Source organism: Terriglobus aquaticus (assembly GCF_025685415.1).
GTDB classification, from domain to species: domain Bacteria; phylum Acidobacteriota; class Terriglobia; order Terriglobales; family Acidobacteriaceae; genus Terriglobus; species Terriglobus aquaticus.
The window spans coordinates 314,190-328,545 of sequence record NZ_JAGSYB010000001.1; the positions used below are offsets into that span (position 1 = coordinate 314,190).

Annotated in this window: 15 protein-coding genes; 8 read left to right on the forward strand and 7 right to left on the reverse strand. The window is 62.3% G+C overall.

Annotation, left to right across the window (positions count from 1 at the left end; all coding sequences use genetic code 11):
• Window positions 1-91 precede the first annotated feature (91 nt).
• The 7 genes from mqnE to OHL12_RS01440 all read left to right on the forward strand — a co-directional run bounded on the left by mqnE (window position 92) and on the right by OHL12_RS01440 (window position 7,791).
• Entirely contained in the window at window positions 92-1,240 is a 1,149-nt protein-coding gene (gene mqnE, locus OHL12_RS01410; RefSeq protein WP_263412055.1) for an aminofutalosine synthase MqnE, read from the forward strand.
• 120 nt (window positions 1,241-1,360) lie between these two features.
• Window positions 1,361-2,536, forward strand: a complete 1,176-nt coding sequence (locus OHL12_RS01415) for a threonine synthase (protein WP_263412056.1) — start codon at window positions 1,361-1,363, stop codon at window positions 2,534-2,536.
• 77 nt (window positions 2,537-2,613) lie between these two features.
• Window positions 2,614-3,225, forward strand: coding sequence for a hypothetical protein (locus OHL12_RS01420; RefSeq protein ID WP_263412057.1), 612 nt, complete (start codon window positions 2,614-2,616; stop codon window positions 3,223-3,225).
• Between the two features lie 103 nt (window positions 3,226-3,328).
• Window positions 3,329-4,741, forward strand: coding sequence for an isocitrate dehydrogenase (NADP(+)) (icd, locus tag OHL12_RS01425; RefSeq protein ID WP_263412058.1), 1,413 nt, complete (start codon window positions 3,329-3,331; stop codon window positions 4,739-4,741).
• A complete protein-coding gene (gene mqo, locus OHL12_RS01430) occupies window positions 4,742-6,235 on the forward strand; it encodes a malate dehydrogenase (quinone) (RefSeq protein ID WP_263412059.1) in 1,494 nt (497 codons plus the stop codon).
• Between the two features lie 69 nt (window positions 6,236-6,304).
• A complete protein-coding gene (locus OHL12_RS01435; protein ID WP_263412060.1) occupies window positions 6,305-7,312 on the forward strand; it encodes an SDR family oxidoreductase in 1,008 nt (335 codons plus the stop codon).
• Complete coding sequence (locus tag OHL12_RS01440) at window positions 7,309-7,791, forward strand: vitamin K epoxide reductase family protein (RefSeq protein ID WP_263412061.1); 483 nt, start codon at window positions 7,309-7,311, stop codon at window positions 7,789-7,791. The genes OHL12_RS01435 and OHL12_RS01440 overlap by 4 nt, the downstream gene beginning before the upstream one ends.
• Window positions 7,792-7,853: 62 nt before the next feature.
• Here OHL12_RS01440 and OHL12_RS01445 read toward each other — a convergent pair whose 3' ends face one another.
• From OHL12_RS01445 to OHL12_RS01455, 3 genes are read right to left on the reverse strand one after another with little or no spacing between them, the layout of a single operon-like run.
• Window positions 7,854-8,378, reverse strand: coding sequence for a peptidylprolyl isomerase (locus OHL12_RS01445; protein WP_263412062.1), 525 nt, complete (start codon window positions 8,376-8,378; stop codon window positions 7,854-7,856).
• Between the two features lie 35 nt (window positions 8,379-8,413).
• Window positions 8,414-9,193: a peptidylprolyl isomerase gene (locus OHL12_RS01450; RefSeq protein ID WP_263412063.1), complete on the reverse strand. Its 780-nt coding sequence runs from the start codon at window positions 9,191-9,193 to the stop codon at window positions 8,414-8,416.
• Window positions 9,194-9,230: 37 nt separating this feature from the next.
• Complete coding sequence (locus OHL12_RS01455) at window positions 9,231-10,361, reverse strand: dipeptidase (protein WP_263412064.1); 1,131 nt, start codon at window positions 10,359-10,361, stop codon at window positions 9,231-9,233.
• 119 nt (window positions 10,362-10,480) lie between these two features.
• Here OHL12_RS01455 and OHL12_RS01460 point away from each other — a divergent pair, with 119 nt between their 5' ends.
• Window positions 10,481-10,699, forward strand: coding sequence for a hypothetical protein (locus OHL12_RS01460; protein ID WP_263412065.1), 219 nt, complete (start codon window positions 10,481-10,483; stop codon window positions 10,697-10,699).
• A gap of 93 nt (window positions 10,700-10,792) precedes the next feature.
• Here OHL12_RS01460 and OHL12_RS01465 read toward each other — a convergent pair whose 3' ends face one another.
• From OHL12_RS01465 to sdhA, 4 genes are all read right to left on the reverse strand, one after another.
• Window positions 10,793-11,224 (reverse strand): GlcG/HbpS family heme-binding protein, encoded by a 432-nt coding sequence (locus tag OHL12_RS01465; protein WP_263412066.1) that lies wholly within the window; start codon window positions 11,222-11,224, stop codon window positions 10,793-10,795.
• 98 nt (window positions 11,225-11,322) lie between these two features.
• On the reverse strand, window positions 11,323-12,084 hold the full coding sequence (sdhB, locus tag OHL12_RS01470; protein ID WP_399262153.1) for a succinate dehydrogenase iron-sulfur subunit: 762 nt from the start codon (window positions 12,082-12,084) through the stop codon (window positions 11,323-11,325).
• Window positions 12,085-12,322: 238 nt separating this feature from the next.
• Window positions 12,323-12,511, reverse strand: a complete 189-nt coding sequence (locus tag OHL12_RS01475; RefSeq protein ID WP_263412068.1) for a hypothetical protein — start codon at window positions 12,509-12,511, stop codon at window positions 12,323-12,325.
• A gap of 27 nt (window positions 12,512-12,538) precedes the next feature.
• Window positions 12,539-14,320, reverse strand: coding sequence for a succinate dehydrogenase flavoprotein subunit (gene sdhA, locus OHL12_RS01480; protein WP_263412069.1), 1,782 nt, complete (start codon window positions 14,318-14,320; stop codon window positions 12,539-12,541).
• Window positions 14,321-14,356 lie beyond the last annotated feature (36 nt).

A 14,356-nucleotide genomic window follows, 5' to 3' on the forward strand; every position in this document is an offset into this window, starting at 1 on the left:
ACAATCAACGGCGAGCCGTGTACCGGCTCGCCGTTTCGCGTCTACGGAAGTCCGCATCATCCGGTCGTTATCGCACGTCTAAACTAGTGCTATGAACGAGTCGCCTACAGGCCGTCCCCGTCACGAGTTTCAAACGGACGACGCCGCGCTTTGGCCGATTGCGGACAAGGTGCTGCGCCAGGAGCGCCTGAACGCGGAAGACGGTCTTGCTCTCTACCGCTCGCCGGACATCCTCGCCGTGGGCTGGTTGGCCAACTTGGTTCGCGAGCGTCTGCACGGCAATCGCACCTACTTCAACGTCAATCGCCACATCAACCCGACCAACGTGTGCGTTGCGTCGTGCCGCTTGTGTGCCTTTGGCCGCAAGAAGGGTGCAGACGGCACCTACACCATGGCTCTGGAAGAGGCCTGGACCTCTGCTGCCTCCGGGTACAGCGAGGCGGTGACAGAGTTCCACATCGTCGGCGGCCTTCATCCCGATCTGCCGTTCGAGTACTTCCTGGATCTGGTCAAAGGCCTGAAAGAGCGTTTTCCGCAGGTCCACATCAAGGCTTTCACCATGGTCGAGGTCGCTTTTCTCGCCAAGCGCGCGAAGCTCAGCATTCCGGAGACTTTGGAGAAGATGAAGGCGGCAGGCGTAGACTCCTGCCCCGGCGGCGGAGCGGAGATCTTTGCGGACCGCGTGCGCCACATCATCTGCGATCACAAGATCGACGGAAGCGAGTGGCTGGATACGGCGAAGATGGTCCATAAGGCAGGTCTGCGCTCCAACGCGACCATGCTTTACGGCCACATCGAGAACGAAGAAGACCGGGTCGATCACATCCTCAAACTGCGCGCTGTCCAGGACGAGACCGGCGGATTCCAGACCTTTATCCCGCTCGCATTTCATCCGGAGAATACGGTGCTCGGCCACCTGCCGCGCACCACTGGGTTCGACGACATGCGCCAGATCGCGGTAGGCCGCTTGTTGCTCGACAACTTCTCGCACGTCAAGAGCTACTGGCAGATGGTCACGCCCAAGATGGCGCAGATTTCTCTTCGCTTTGGTGCCGACGACATCGACGGCACCGTGGTGGAAGAGAAGATCTACCACGACGCTGGCGCAACAACTCCACAGGGCATGCGCCGGGCAGAACTTGAGCGCCTGATCCGCGAGGCCGGACGCGAGCCATTCGAACGCGACACGCTCTACAACGCCGTAACTCGCAGCGAAGATTCGTTCACCATCGCCGTATAGCATCGATAAAGTAGACAAACGCCGCGTGCCTTGCACGCGGCGTTGTCATTTCGGTGATCCTGGGCCGGTCTACACTCGCCGCCGTCCCGTCAAAGCGAGAAGTTCTATGCTGGAAGAGCGATGCCTAAGATTGATCACCTGGAATGCTCCCGTTGCCACCACACTGAAGACGCGGATTCGCCCAAGACACTTTGCCCAGTCTGTGCAGGCACCTTTTACGTCCGGTACGACCTGTCCCGCTTGAAGGGGACAGACCCGCAGAGTCAGATCGCTCCGGTGGACAGCATGTGGCGCTACGCTGCGGTTCTGCCCGATGCCGAGCCGGTCACGTTGCAGGAGGGCTGGACCCCCATGCTGCGCAGCCGCAGGTACAGCAACCTGTGGCTTAAGGAAGAGGGCGCCAATCCTACCGGCACCTTCAAGGCGCGCGGCCTCTCGCTGGCCGTGACCATGGCTCGCCACTACGGCCTAAAGAAGCTGGCAGTGCCCAGCGCCGGCAATGCCGGTGGCGCGCTTGCCGCGTATGCCGCCGCCGCCGGAATGGAGGCCCACATCTTTATGCCGCAGGATGTGCCGATGGCAAATCAGGTGGAGTGCCTGGCCTATGGCGCCAAGATGACGCTCATCGATGGCCTGATCAGCGACTGCGCGAAGATCGTGGCCGAGCGCAAGGAGCGCGAAGGCTGGTTTGACGTATCCACGCTCAAGGAGCCGTACCGCGTGGAAGGCAAGAAGACGATGGGCTACGAGCTGGTGGAACAGCTTCACTGGACCTATCCGGACGCCGTCTTCTATCCGACCGGCGGTGGTGTAGGGCTCATCGGCATGTGGAAAGCGTTCCAGGAGATGGAAGAACTCGGTTGGGTCTCGGGCAAGCGGCCAAAGATGATCGCCGTGCAGGCCGCCGGTTGCGAGCCGATGACGCGCGCCTACACCGAAGGCAAGGATGCGAGCGAGATGTTCCAGAACGCGCACACTCTGGCCAGCGGCCTGCGCGTTCCCAAGCCCTATGGCGACTACCTGATCCTGCAGGCCGTGCGCGAGTCCGGTGGCACCGTGATCTCGCAGACAGACGACCAAATCTTCCGCTCCATTCAGGATTGGGGGCGCAATGAGGGCATCCTGCTCAGCCCGGAAGGCGCCGCGGCGACCGCTGCCTATGATCGCCTCATCGAGAACGGATTCCTCTCGCCAAACGACCGCGTCGTCATCTTCAACACGGGGTCCGGGAACAAGTACACCGACGTGATCGCAACCATGCAGCGCGGCCACACGAATGCGGAGTTCCGCGCCTGACCACCCGTCGAGCGATTGAAGGTTGGCACAGACAGGCTCGCCGTCATCCGGCGAGCTTTGTCGCATACCATGGCTCTATGCCGATGCGATCTGCTCTGTTGTGCGCTGCTCTTGTTCTGCTTCCCTCAGTCACAGCAGCCCAGGTCGACGCCAAGCCGACGCCCGGAGCACCTGCGCCGGCGTCCACCGGCGTGCCTGTGCCTTTGCTGTCCCTGCAAACCCTGCAATTCCTGCAAGGCACCTGGACGGCGACGACGCGCGACGGACGGACTTCGCTCGGCACTTACAGCTTCGTCCCGGAGCTGAACGGCCACGTGCTCGCGAGGCAGAGCGTGGTCGATCCAAATTGCGACCCCAAAGGCCATGCCGCGTGCGGCCGGCGCGATTTGTTCTACATCTACCAGGAGTCCCCAGGCGCTCCCTTGCAGGCCATCAGTTTTGACAGCGAAGGTCACGTGATTCGCTACACGATCACCTTGTCCGCGGAAGCATCGACTTCTACGCTCGGCCGGCGTGACTTCGTCGTGTTTGACTCCGACCCAACCCAGCTTGGCCCCCGCGTGCGTCTGCGGTACGAGCACAACATCGATACGCAGACAGGCAGGGAAGTCCTGAACGGTGCGTTCGAACTGCTGCAGCCCGACGGTCACTACCTCCCCGTGCAGCAGTGGTACGGCACGCGTCAGTAGCTCTGAGTCACCGACGGGCACGCTTCTGTAACGCATCGCTTACCGACCGTGGGCACGCCCCTGCGTTGCCGTGACGATTCCCGCGCTGTAACCTTTTACAGGTATGCAAGAGACCTATAACGGCGTGCGGCCGCCCGATGCCGGCCAGCCCATCCAGTACAGCAACGGCAGCTACACCGTCCCCAATCATCCCATCGTTCCGTTCATCGAAGGGGACGGTTCCGGCCGCGATATCTGGAAGAACGCCCGTGCTGTGATGGATGCCGCGGTCGAACAGGCCTATGGTGGCAACCGCCGCGTAGAGTGGTTCGAGATCCTCGCCGGAGAAAAAGCGTACCGGCTGCACAATGACTGGCTGCCCCAGGACTCGGTTCAGGCCTGCATCGACTACCGCGTCTCCATCAAGGGACCGCTGACCACGCCCGTTGGTGGCGGCATCCGTTCGCTGAACGTGACGCTCCGTCAAACCATGGATCTGTACCAGTGCGTGCGCCCGGTCCGCCACTACCCCGGTGTACCCAGCCCCATGAGCAATCCGGACGAAGTCGACGTCGTCATCTTCCGTGAGAACACGGAAGACATCTATGCCGGCATCGAGTTCAAGGAAGGCTCCGCCGACGTCGCCCGACTGCGTGAGTTCGTCAATACCGAGCTGCTCGGCAACACCAAAAAGCGTTTGCGCGACGACGCCGGCCTCGGCATCAAGCCGATCAGCGTACACGGCTCCAAGCGCCTGGTGCGCGCGGCCCTGCAGTACGCGGTGGACCGCGGTCGCAAGGTCGTCACCATCGTGCACAAGGGCAACATCCAGAAGTTCACGGAAGGCGCCTTCCGCGAGTGGGGCTACGAAGTCGCGACCGAGGAGTTCCGCGACAAGGTCGTCACCGAGCGCGAGAGCTGGATCCTGGGCGCACTGGAGAAGGACGCGAACGCAACGCCCGAGTCCATCGCCGCCATCGTGGAGCCGGGCATCAGCTTTGCTCCGGCGAGCTTCGGCGAAAAGATCGTTGCCGAGGTGAAGTCTGTTCTCGCAAGCATCGGCAAGACACACGGCAATGGCGAATGGAAGCGGAAGATCCTCGTAAATGACCGCATTTGCGATGCAATGTTTCAGGACCTGCTGCTGAAGCCGTCTGAGTACGACGTGCTGGCCACAACCAACCTGAACGGCGACTACCTCTCCGACGCTGCCGCTGCGCAGGTGGGCGGTCTCGGCATCGCTCCGGGCGTCAACATCGGCGACGGCTTTGCGGTCTTCGAGGCCACACATGGTACCGCACCACGTCTCGCCGACCAGGACGTCGTGAACCCCGGCTCGGTCATTCTGTGCGGTGTTCTGCTCTTCCAGCACCTCGGCTGGAACGAGGCTGCCAAGCTGATTGAAGACGCGATGGAACAGACGATTCAGCAGAAGTTTGTCACTGTCGACTTTGCGAAGGGCATGGAAGGCGCGACCACGGCGAAGACGAGCGAGTTCGCCGCACGCATCATCCAGAACATGAAGGCCGCAGCCTAAATGGGAGCATCCGCGAACAACGCGACCACGCTTCCTGCAGAAACCGATGTACTCCTGGTGGGCGCGGGCGTCATGTCCGCCACCCTCGGCACGCTGCTCCAGATGCTTGCACCCGGCCTGCGGATCACCGTCGTTGAGTCCCTGGGCGAGGCAGCGGCCGAGAGTTCGGATGCTTGGAACAACGCCGGTACCGGGCACGCTGCACTGTGCGAGCTGAACTACACGCCTGAGCAGCCGGACGGCTCCATTGCGATCGACCGTGCAATCAAGATCAACGAGCAGTTCACGCAGTCACGCCAGTTCTGGGCCACCCTGGCCGATCGTGGTGAGATTGATCCCGACCAGTTCATCCATCGCACACCGCACATGAGCTTTGTCTCCGGTGCGAACGCCGTCAGCTTCCTTCGTCGGCGCTACGCGGCCATGCAGGGCAGCCCGGTCTTTGCTTCCATGGTCTACAGCGAGGACCCGGCGCAACTGCGCGAGTGGATCCCGCTGATGATGCGGGACCGCGCTACCTCAGAGCCGGTGGCCGCGACCAGGTCAGAGGAGGGAACCGACCTCGATTTCGGCGCCCTCACCCGCATGCTGCTGCAGCGGATCGCCAGTCATGGCGGCGAGACCTTCTTCCGCCACAAGCTGGTCGATCTCACTCATCTGCCGGACCGTCGCTGGTACACCCTCGTCAGGAACCTGGATACCGGCCGCGAGACCCGCATCACAACTCGCTTTGTGTTTCTGGGTGCGGGCGGCGGCGCTCTGCCGCTGCTGCAAAAGAGCGGCATTCCAGAGGGCCGCGGCTACGGCGGCTTCCCGGTGAGCGGTCAATGGCTGCGCTGCACCAATCGCGATGTCATCGAGCAGCACGCCGCGAAGGTCTACGGCAGGCCCGCGCTCGGCGCGCCACCAATGAGCGTTCCGCACCTGGATACGCGAATGATCCAGGGCAAGCGAGAACTGCTCTTCGGGCCCTTTGCCGGCTTCTCCACCAAGTTCCTCAAGAACGGTTCATTCGCCGACCTGCCGCGTTCCATCGGCACCGGCAACCTGGTCAGCATGCTTGGCGCCGGCGCAACCAACGTCCCGCTGACGAAGTACCTGATCGGGCAGGTCATGCAGTCCCAGAGCGATCGTGTGGACGCCTTGCGCGAGTTCGTTCCGACAGCGCGCGCCGAAGATTGGCGGCTCGAAATCGCCGGCCAGCGTGTCCAGATCATCAAGGGTGATCCGAAAAAAGGCGGCAAGCTCGAATTCGGCACGGAGATCATCCGCTCCGCCGACGGATCGCTTGCCGCCCTGCTGGGCGCGTCTCCTGGAGCCAGCACCGCGGTGTCCATCATGCTCGACCTCATCGGGAAAGGCTTGTCCGTAACGTCGGCCAGCGCGGATCGCCTGCGCGAGATCGTGCCGACCTACGGCAAGGCGGTGCACACCGACCCGGCGCTTGCCGCGCGTGTGCTCGAAGAAACTTCGAGATCGTTGCAGTTGCGGTAGCTGGCGCTCTGCGCCCGAGCATCTTGTCACCCACAGCGAGCGTCCGTCTGCGCAGAGGTTTCCCGCAACATGGCATCGAATCTCGTAGTCGTCGTGACTGGCGCTTCGGCAGGCCTGGGCCGCTCCATCGCCCACGCATACGCCAAGCAGGGCGCCAGCATCGGCCTGATCGCACGCAACCCTGAGGCGCTCCAAGCTGCCGCACAGGAATGCGAGGTGCTCGGCGGACGAGCGTTGGTGCTGCCGCTAGATGTGAGCGACGCCGACGCCGTGGAAGCTGCAGCAACCCGCGTCGAGAAGGAACTCGGGCCTATCTCGGTATGGGTCAACAACGCCATGGCCAGCGTCTTTTCGCCGGTCAAGGAAATGCACGCGGACGAATACAAGCGGGTCACTGAAGTGACGTACCTGGGCTACGTGTACGGCACAATGAGCGCGCTGCGCCGCATGTTGCCCCGCGATCGCGGCACCATCGTACAGGTTGGTTCCGCGCTGTCGTACCGCTCCATTCCGCTGCAATCGGCATACTGCGCAGCCAAGCACGCCATCAATGGCTTTACCGACTCGCTTCGCTGCGAGCTGCATCACGACAGCAGCAACGTGCGCCTTACCGCTGTCCACATGCCTGCCATGAACACGCCCCAGTTCGGCTGGGTGCGCAGCCGTCTACCCAACGTGGGCCAGCCGGTCCCTCCTATCTTCGACCCCGAACTGTGCGCACAGGTCGTCCTCAAGGCCGGTCTTGCCGCCCATCCGCAACGGGAATACTGGGTCGGCATGCCGACCGCAGCCGCTATCGTCGGCACCCGCTTCAGCCCAGGACTGTTGGACAGGTATCTCGGCAAAACCGGATACAAGTCGCAGCAGGTGCCTGACAAGCCGCGACCGGCTGATTCTCCAGACAATCTCTTCCAGTACGTTCCGGGCACCCACCGCGCTCGCGGCACCTTCACAGACCGGTCAACGGACAGCAGTGCAGAGATCGGCTTCCTGCTGCATCGAAATAACGTACTCACGGCAGGTCTGGCCCTGCTTGCCATAGGCGGTACCATTCTGGCGAAGCGAGGGATCCGATGAACGACCGGAACCGTGACACCCTTACCGGCTGCAAGACCCTAGACGCCGTGATGCTCGGCGCCTGTTGCGCCACTCTAGCAACACTGGTTCCCGTGGCGTTGAAACAGGCTGGCGCGCTCGATCATCTGCCTGATCCGCCGGTACGTCTTTTCGATTCCGACGGCATTACGCAATCGAAGACGGCGCATCCCCTAGGCGTTCCGGACAGCTTCCTTGGCCTGGCCAGCTTCGGCACCACACTTGCGCTCATGCTTCTGGCCAAACGCAATCGCAATGCGCGCACCCTGCTCGGCGGAAAGCTTGCCGCGGACGCGGCGTTTGCCAGCTTTAATTTAGTGCGTCAGGTGGTTGAGTTCCGCAAGCTCTGCTCCTGGTGTACCGGAACGGCACTCGCCGCATTGACCATGTCTGCCGCAGGCAAGATGGTCATCGTGGATGCGGTGAGCGAGACACTAGCGGCCTTCGACTCCGAAAACTAGTCTCGTATCCCAAATGCAGAAGAGCCGGCCCGGAGGCCGGCTCTTCTTGTTTCGCTCAAAATCTACTGAACGCGCTCGATCGTCACCGATTCCAGTGTGACCTGCTTCTTCGGCCTATCCATGCCGTCACGTGCGACCTTGCTGATCTTCTCGACCACATCGTAGCCCTCGACCACTTCGCCGAAAATCGTGTGGCGACCGGTCAGCCAAGTGGTGGGCGCTACAGTGATAAAGAACTGCGATCCGTTCGTGTTCGGTCCGGCGTTGGCCATGGCCAGCTTGCCCGGCTCGGTGAAGCCGTGGCGAGATCCACGCGTCTCGTCCGCAAATTTATAGCCGGGGCCGCCCATGCCGGTGCCTTCCGGATCGCCGCCCTGGATCATAAAGTCTGGAATGACGCGGTGAAAGACCGTACCGTCATACAGCTTGTCGCCCTTCTTCGAACGGCTCTCCCAACTCTTGGTACCTTCGGCCAGCCCGATGAAGTTCGCCACGGTTTCGGGTGCATCTGCCTCAAACAGGCGGCAAACGATCGTGCCCTCGGTGGTGTTGAAAACTGCGTAGGTGCCGGTTGTGCGTTCTGCCATGATGGTACTTCTCCTTACGTGCTTCTGGTTCGATGCTAGTTTGCGCCAGGCGCAGCCGGTGCCACGCCGATCTTCTCAGACCCGGGGAACTTCGGTTCAGGCGGCAACGGTTGCCCTTCCGGCACGATCGTGATGCTTCGCACCACGACCGGTTCGAGGGGCTTGTCGTTTGCGTCCTTCTCTACTCGAGCAATGGTGCGGACCACCATCACGGAGTGAGCGTCACACTGGCCGAAGATGGTGTGCTTGCCATTCAGCTCTGGCACGGGCGCCTCGGTGATGAAGAACTGCGACCCACCCGTACCTGGCCCGGCGTTCGCCATCGCTAAACGACCTTCGCGGTCAAACCGTAGTCCGGGCGCAAACTCGTCAGGGATGTAGTAGCCCGGGTCGCCACGGCCGGTGCCGGCGCGATCGCCGCCTTGGACCATGAAGTTTGCAATCACGCGGTGAAAGGTCGTGTTGTCATAGAACCGCACGTGCGTCATCTTCTGGCCGGTGGTCGGATCGGTAAAGTCCTTCGTTCCGTTCGCGAGGCCGATGAAGTTGGCGACGGTCAGCGGTGCCTGCTTCTGGAAGAACTGGCAGGTCAACCGGCCCATGCTGGTGTCGATGACCGCAGTCGGTCCGTTCGGCTCCGGAGGCGTCACAATGCCTTCGGTCGTCGACGGCGTATCTGGCAGGTCGTCGGCGGGCTTGGAAGTCTGCTGCGGCGGGGCTGCCGCGCCCGGAGCGGAAGCCGCGGGAGTGGACGTCTGCGCAGCCGCGGCAAGGGGCAGCATCACGGTGGCAAGCAGGGCAAAAAACGGCTTCATACCATTTACAAGTTTACGCCCGCTTCGGCGGCGACACTCACGCCTGCGCCTGGTCCAGCACGCGCAACAGGTTTTCCCCCAACATGCCGCGCAGCGCTTCCGGCTGCCAACCTCGCTCCAGCAGTCCCGCCGTAATCCGCGGCAGATCCGCTGCCGAATCTATGTCCACCGGCGCTGCCGGAATGCCGTCAAAGTCCGACCCGATCCCCACGTGCTCCGTTCCGCAAACACGCAGAATGTGGTCGAAATGATCGATCAACGACTGCAGTGGCGGACGCGGTGCCCGGTCCAGGAACGTATGCGCCAGTTCAATCTCCTCGCGGTAGGGCATCGGCTTGCCACGTTCCCGCCACAGTTCGCACAGGCGGGTCTCCGCGGCCGCGCGCTCGTCGTGCAGTGCGTTCCATTGCAGGCGGTGTGTCTCATCGACAAACGCCGCGTTGAAGTTGACCATCACCACGCCGCCCTTTGCTGCCACGGCCCGCAGCATGTCGTCCGTCAGGTTGCGGTAGCTGTTCGTCAGCGCTCGAGAAGATGAGTGCGACGCGATCACCGGCACGCGGCTCGTCTCCAGAACTTGCCAGAACGCAGCGTCCGAGACGTGCGAGACGTCCACCAGCATGCCCAGGCGATTCATCTCCTGAACCACTTCTTTGCCAAACGCCGTCAGGCCGTTGTGCCGGGGTACATGTTCGCCGCTCGAGTCGCACCAATCGTTGTGATTCGACCAGGTCAGCGTCATGTAGCGCACACCCCGGTTGAAAAACTCGCGCAATAGGTCGAGGCTGTTCGCAATGGAGTGGCCGCCCTCAATTCCGAGCAGAGCGGCAAACTTCCCCTGGTCCTTCGCCCGCCTCACCTCCGATGCTGTGCGGCAAAGGGTTAGCGCCTCCGAATGGGCTGCGATCTGGTCTTCCATGCCTTGCAGCAACTGAAAGGTCCGCTCCACGAATCGGCCGGCCCACTGTGACGGCTCCGCCCAAAGCGCGAAGAACTCACCGTCCAGACCTCCCTCCCGCGCAGCAGCCGCGGAAAGCTGACCGCCCTTCAGGTCAGGCGAGGTCCATTGGAACCCTTCGTCCACAAACCGCTGCGGCGTATCCGCATGTCCATCAATCAGCAGGGAATCAGCATGTATTTCGTTTGCCAGCCGCAACCAGTCCGTCATCAGCTTTCATGCTACCCGTAACCCGCAAAGACGTCGGTCATACGCCAAGCGGCGCGAAATCCGAAGTTCGGCAAACCTGCCTCTCACGCACCGCGTCTATCTGCGTGCGAGGTGAAGCTATGAGCAGCAGCATGACAGGAAACGGCCAGGCAGGTGAGGGCGAGGGCATCGCGAAGGACAAGGTCAACACCGCAGACACGCCGGCCCGTCCTGGGGTGAACTCGCTCGAAACTCCGGAGGGCGGAAATCAATCCCATATTGACCGTATTGCCGAGGATTCCGCGAAGCGGGGCATGAACCGTCAGGCCCACAACGACGGCGATCTCTTCACAAAGTAACGGACTTTGCGGCAATATCGCCCCAAATGACTCAGAGAAGTGGAACGCCCCGCCGAGTGCGGGGCGTTTCCAGTTCAGCGATGCCGTAGGGACTTAGGCTTCGAGCGCCTTCGCCGCGGCTTCCGCCACCGCCTGATCCTGCTTGCCGCTGCCGCCGCTTACACCTACCGCGCCGATCACCTGGCCGTTGCGTTTCAGCGGCACGCCGCCGGCAAAGATCATCACCTTGCCATTATTCGACGCGTGGATGCCGAAGAACTGGTCGCCACTCTGCGAGTTCTTGCCCAAGTCGCCCGTTTCAATGTCAAAAGCCCGCGACGTCCAGGCCTTTTTTTGCGCGATGTCGATGGAGCCGAGCCACGCGTTGGGCATGCGCTCAAATGCAAGCAGATTGCCGCCGTGATCTACCACGGCGATGTTCATTGGCTGCCCTTGCGCCTCCGCTTCCTTCTGGCCGGCGGCGATGATGGCGCGCGCCTCGGTGAGAGTTACGGACGACGCCGGCGAGGTTGCGGAAGTGCTCATGCTGTTCTCCTGCAGGGGTTACCTGCTCAATGGGTTTGGATGCGAGCCATTCTACGTTCAAGCCGCAGTAGCCGAGTAAAGAGAACGCGCGAGCAATCCTAGCGAACGAAGAAGTCCTTCACCTGCTGCACGATCACATCGCGGCTCACGTCGCTGATGGCCTCGGTCAAGGGCAATTGCTTGGGGCAGGCCTGCACGCAGTTCTGCGCATATCCGCACTCCTGCACGCCCCCGTCGCCGGCCAGCGCCCGCAGGCGCTCTTCCTTCAACTGCTTGCCGGCCGGGTCCAGGTTGAACAGCTTCACCTGCGCAATCGTCGCCGCGCCTACGAAGTTGGTCTGGTCGTTGAACTGCGGACAGACCTCCATGCAGATAGTGCAGCTGATGCAGTTCGACAACGGGTAGCGCTGTTCCTGGATCTGCGGGAACTGCTTCTCGCCGGGGCCCAGGTCGTACGAACCATCCGCGGGCACCCACGCCTTCACGGCTTTCAGGTTCTCAAACAGAACGCTGCGGTCTACCGCAAGGTCGCGCACCACGGGAAACTTCGACAGCGGTGCCAGCGAGATCACGCCGTCCTTCGTCTCCGCCATCAGCTTGTCGACCAGCGCGCTGCACGCCATGCGTGCCTTGCCGTTGATGAGCATGGCGCATGATCCGCAGATCTCCTCCAGGCAGTTCGCGTCGTAGCTGATTGGCGTGCTGGCCTTCCCGTCGGCGGTGGTGGGCTCCATCGCGATCTCGCCCAGGAGGCTGGTGATGTTCATGCCTTTGCGGTATGGGATTTCGAAGCGCTCCGTTACCGGCGCGGCGTCAGGATTGCTCTGGCGCTTGATGTCGACCTTGATCGTTCCTGCCATCTTCTTTGCTCCTCGCAGCGTTGCCACCATCTGCCTGATCTCGTCCATAGCGGTGGGCTCCGGCTCTGAGCCCGCCACATTCACCATGGGGTCCAACTGTTTCGCGCGGTCCCGCACGGGGCGCAGATCGCTCTCCAGCGTGCGGTCTTCCAGAAACGCATTCCACTCGCGCGCGTCCTGCCCGTTGCTCTGAACGAAGCGCTCCAGAACTCCGGCCACCCGCTCGCGTTCGCTTGTCTTAGCCATCGTTCCTCTCATGCGTCTCGCGAGCTTCCACGTTGCCCGCTGAAGTGGTTACCGGATGCTCACCGCGCTCCCGAACTGCCTGCCGCCGCCCGTCGATCCACGCACCCAGCAGAACAAATCCGGCATACGCAACGATCACCATCACGGTGATCACGACTCCGAAGATGGTCAGCTTGTTCATTGCAGATCCCCTTCGGAGCCGAATCCGCTAGGCCGCGTCGTACCGCCGCGGCCGCGGCTTGATCCATTGGGTGTCTACTTCTTCGTAGCCGATGATGGGCTGGGCTGACTGCTGGTCGAAGCTGGCCATCGTCGTCTTCAGGAACTGCTCGTCGTTGCGCTCGGTGAAGTCCGGCTTGTAGTGCGCGCCGCGGCTCTCGTCGCGCTTCTCCGCACCCTGCACCATCACGCGGGCCAACTGCAGCATGTTGTACAGCTGCCGGGTGAACGCGAAGCTCGTGTTCGCCCAAGCGGACTTGTCGCTCAGGTTGATGTTGCGGTAGCGCTCCAGCAGCTCGACAATCTTTGCATCTGCCTCACGCAGGCCGCTGTTGTAGCGGATGATCGTGGCGTGCCGCGTCATGGTCTCGCCCAGCTCACGCCAGATCTTGAACGGGTTCTCCGAACCGCTGTTGTGCAGCAGGATGTTGTTGTACTCGATCTGCCGAACCTTCTCCGCCGCGTGTCCGCCATCGCCCGGTGCAGACTGTAGCGACTTCGCGTACTGCATTGCGTTCGGACCGGCGGTGAAGCCGCCGTAGATGCAGCTCAGCAAGGAATTGGCGCCGAGGCGGTTCGCACCGTGAATGGAGTAGTCGGCCTCACCGGCAGCAAACACGCCGGGGATGTTCGTCATCTGGTCGAAGTCGACCCACAGACCGCCCATCGTGTAGTGAACGCCGGGGAAGATCTTCATTGGAACTTCGTGCGGATCGTCGCCGACGAACTTCTCATAGATCTCGAGAATGCCTTCGATCTTGCGCTCCAGCGTGGCGCGATCGATGTGCGAGACATCCAGGTACACCATCGCCTGACCGTCGATACCAAGATCGTGCTCGAAGACGACCTTGTGGATCGCGCGCGTGGCGATGTCGCGCGGCACCAGGTTGCCGTACTTGGGATACCACTCTTCCAGGAAGTACCAGCGGTCGGCCTCTGGGATGGTCTTTGCCGGGCGAGGATCGCCCTTCTTCTTCGGCACCCAGACACGGCCGCCCTCGCCGCGCGCGGACTCGCTCATCAGGCGCAGCTTGTCCTCGCCGGGGATCGCGGTCGGGTGCACCTGGATGAACTCGCCGTTTGCGTAGTACGCGCCCTGCTGGTACAGCGCCGACTGCGCGCTGCCGGTGCAGACGACCGAGTTCGTCGACTTACCAAAGATGGCGCCGTTGCCGCCGGTGCAGATGATGATCGCGTCGGCAGGAAAGGTGACCACCTCCATCGAACGCAGGTTCAGCGCGCAGATGCCGCGGCACACGCCGTTCGCATCGAGCACGGCCGAGAGGAACTCCCAGCCCTCGTACTTCTTCACCTTGCCTTCGGATTCATAGCGGCGTACCTGCTCATCCAGCGCGTACAGCAGTTGCTGGCCGGTGGTCGCGCCCGCGAAGGCCGTACGGTGGTAAAGCGTTCCGCCGAAGCGGCGGAAATCCAGCAGACCTTCAGGCGTGCGGTTGAAGGGCACACCGTAGCGGTCCAAGAGGTCGATGATCGCGGGCCCCATCGCTGTCATGTTCTTCACGGGCGTTTGATTGGCCAGGAAGTCGCCACCGAAAACGGTGTCGTCAAAGTGCTTCAGGACGTCGTCGCCTTCACCCTTCAGGTTCTTGGCAGCGTTGATGCCGCCCTGCGCGCACACCGAGTGCGAGCGCTTCACCGGAACGATAGAGAACAGGTCGACGTTGCCGCCGGCTTCGGCGATCTTGATCACGGCGGAAAGACCGGCAAGGCCTCCTCCGACGACGATAATTCTGGGTGTTGCTGCGGCCATGTTCTGGCTCTCCTCAAGCGCGTGGAGCGCGAGTTC

What these genes read in the sequence shown, in the direction of transcription:
- OHL12_RS01435 (WP_263412060.1), top strand. Translation starts at nt 6,305, where the DNA reads ATGGCATCGAATCTCGTAGTCGTCGTGACTGGCGCTTCGGCAGGCCTG.
- sdhB (WP_399262153.1), bottom strand. Translation starts at nt 12,084, where the DNA reads ATGGCAGGAACGATCAAGGTCGACATCAAGCGCCAGAGCAATCCTGAC.
- OHL12_RS01440 (WP_263412061.1), top strand. Translation starts at nt 7,309, where the DNA reads ATGAACGACCGGAACCGTGACACCCTTACCGGCTGCAAGACCCTAGAC.
- OHL12_RS01420 (WP_263412057.1), top strand. Translation starts at nt 2,614, where the DNA reads ATGCCGATGCGATCTGCTCTGTTGTGCGCTGCTCTTGTTCTGCTTCCC.
- OHL12_RS01445 (WP_263412062.1), bottom strand. Translation starts at nt 8,378, where the DNA reads ATGGCAGAACGCACAACCGGCACCTACGCAGTTTTCAACACCACCGAG.
- mqnE (WP_263412055.1), top strand. Translation starts at nt 92, where the DNA reads ATGAACGAGTCGCCTACAGGCCGTCCCCGTCACGAGTTTCAAACGGAC.
- OHL12_RS01415 (WP_263412056.1), top strand. Translation starts at nt 1,361, where the DNA reads ATGCCTAAGATTGATCACCTGGAATGCTCCCGTTGCCACCACACTGAA.
- icd (WP_263412058.1), top strand. Translation starts at nt 3,329, where the DNA reads ATGCAAGAGACCTATAACGGCGTGCGGCCGCCCGATGCCGGCCAGCCC.
- OHL12_RS01450 (WP_263412063.1), bottom strand. Translation starts at nt 9,193, where the DNA reads ATGAAGCCGTTTTTTGCCCTGCTTGCCACCGTGATGCTGCCCCTTGCC.
- mqo (WP_263412059.1), top strand. Translation starts at nt 4,742, where the DNA reads ATGGGAGCATCCGCGAACAACGCGACCACGCTTCCTGCAGAAACCGAT.
- OHL12_RS01465 (WP_263412066.1), bottom strand. Translation starts at nt 11,224, where the DNA reads ATGAGCACTTCCGCAACCTCGCCGGCGTCGTCCGTAACTCTCACCGAG.
- OHL12_RS01460 (WP_263412065.1), top strand. Translation starts at nt 10,481, where the DNA reads ATGAGCAGCAGCATGACAGGAAACGGCCAGGCAGGTGAGGGCGAGGGC.
- OHL12_RS01475 (WP_263412068.1), bottom strand. Translation starts at nt 12,511, where the DNA reads ATGAACAAGCTGACCATCTTCGGAGTCGTGATCACCGTGATGGTGATC.
- sdhA (WP_263412069.1), bottom strand. Translation starts at nt 14,320, where the DNA reads ATGGCCGCAGCAACACCCAGAATTATCGTCGTCGGAGGAGGCCTTGCC.
- OHL12_RS01455 (WP_263412064.1), bottom strand. Translation starts at nt 10,361, where the DNA reads ATGACGGACTGGTTGCGGCTGGCAAACGAAATACATGCTGATTCCCTG.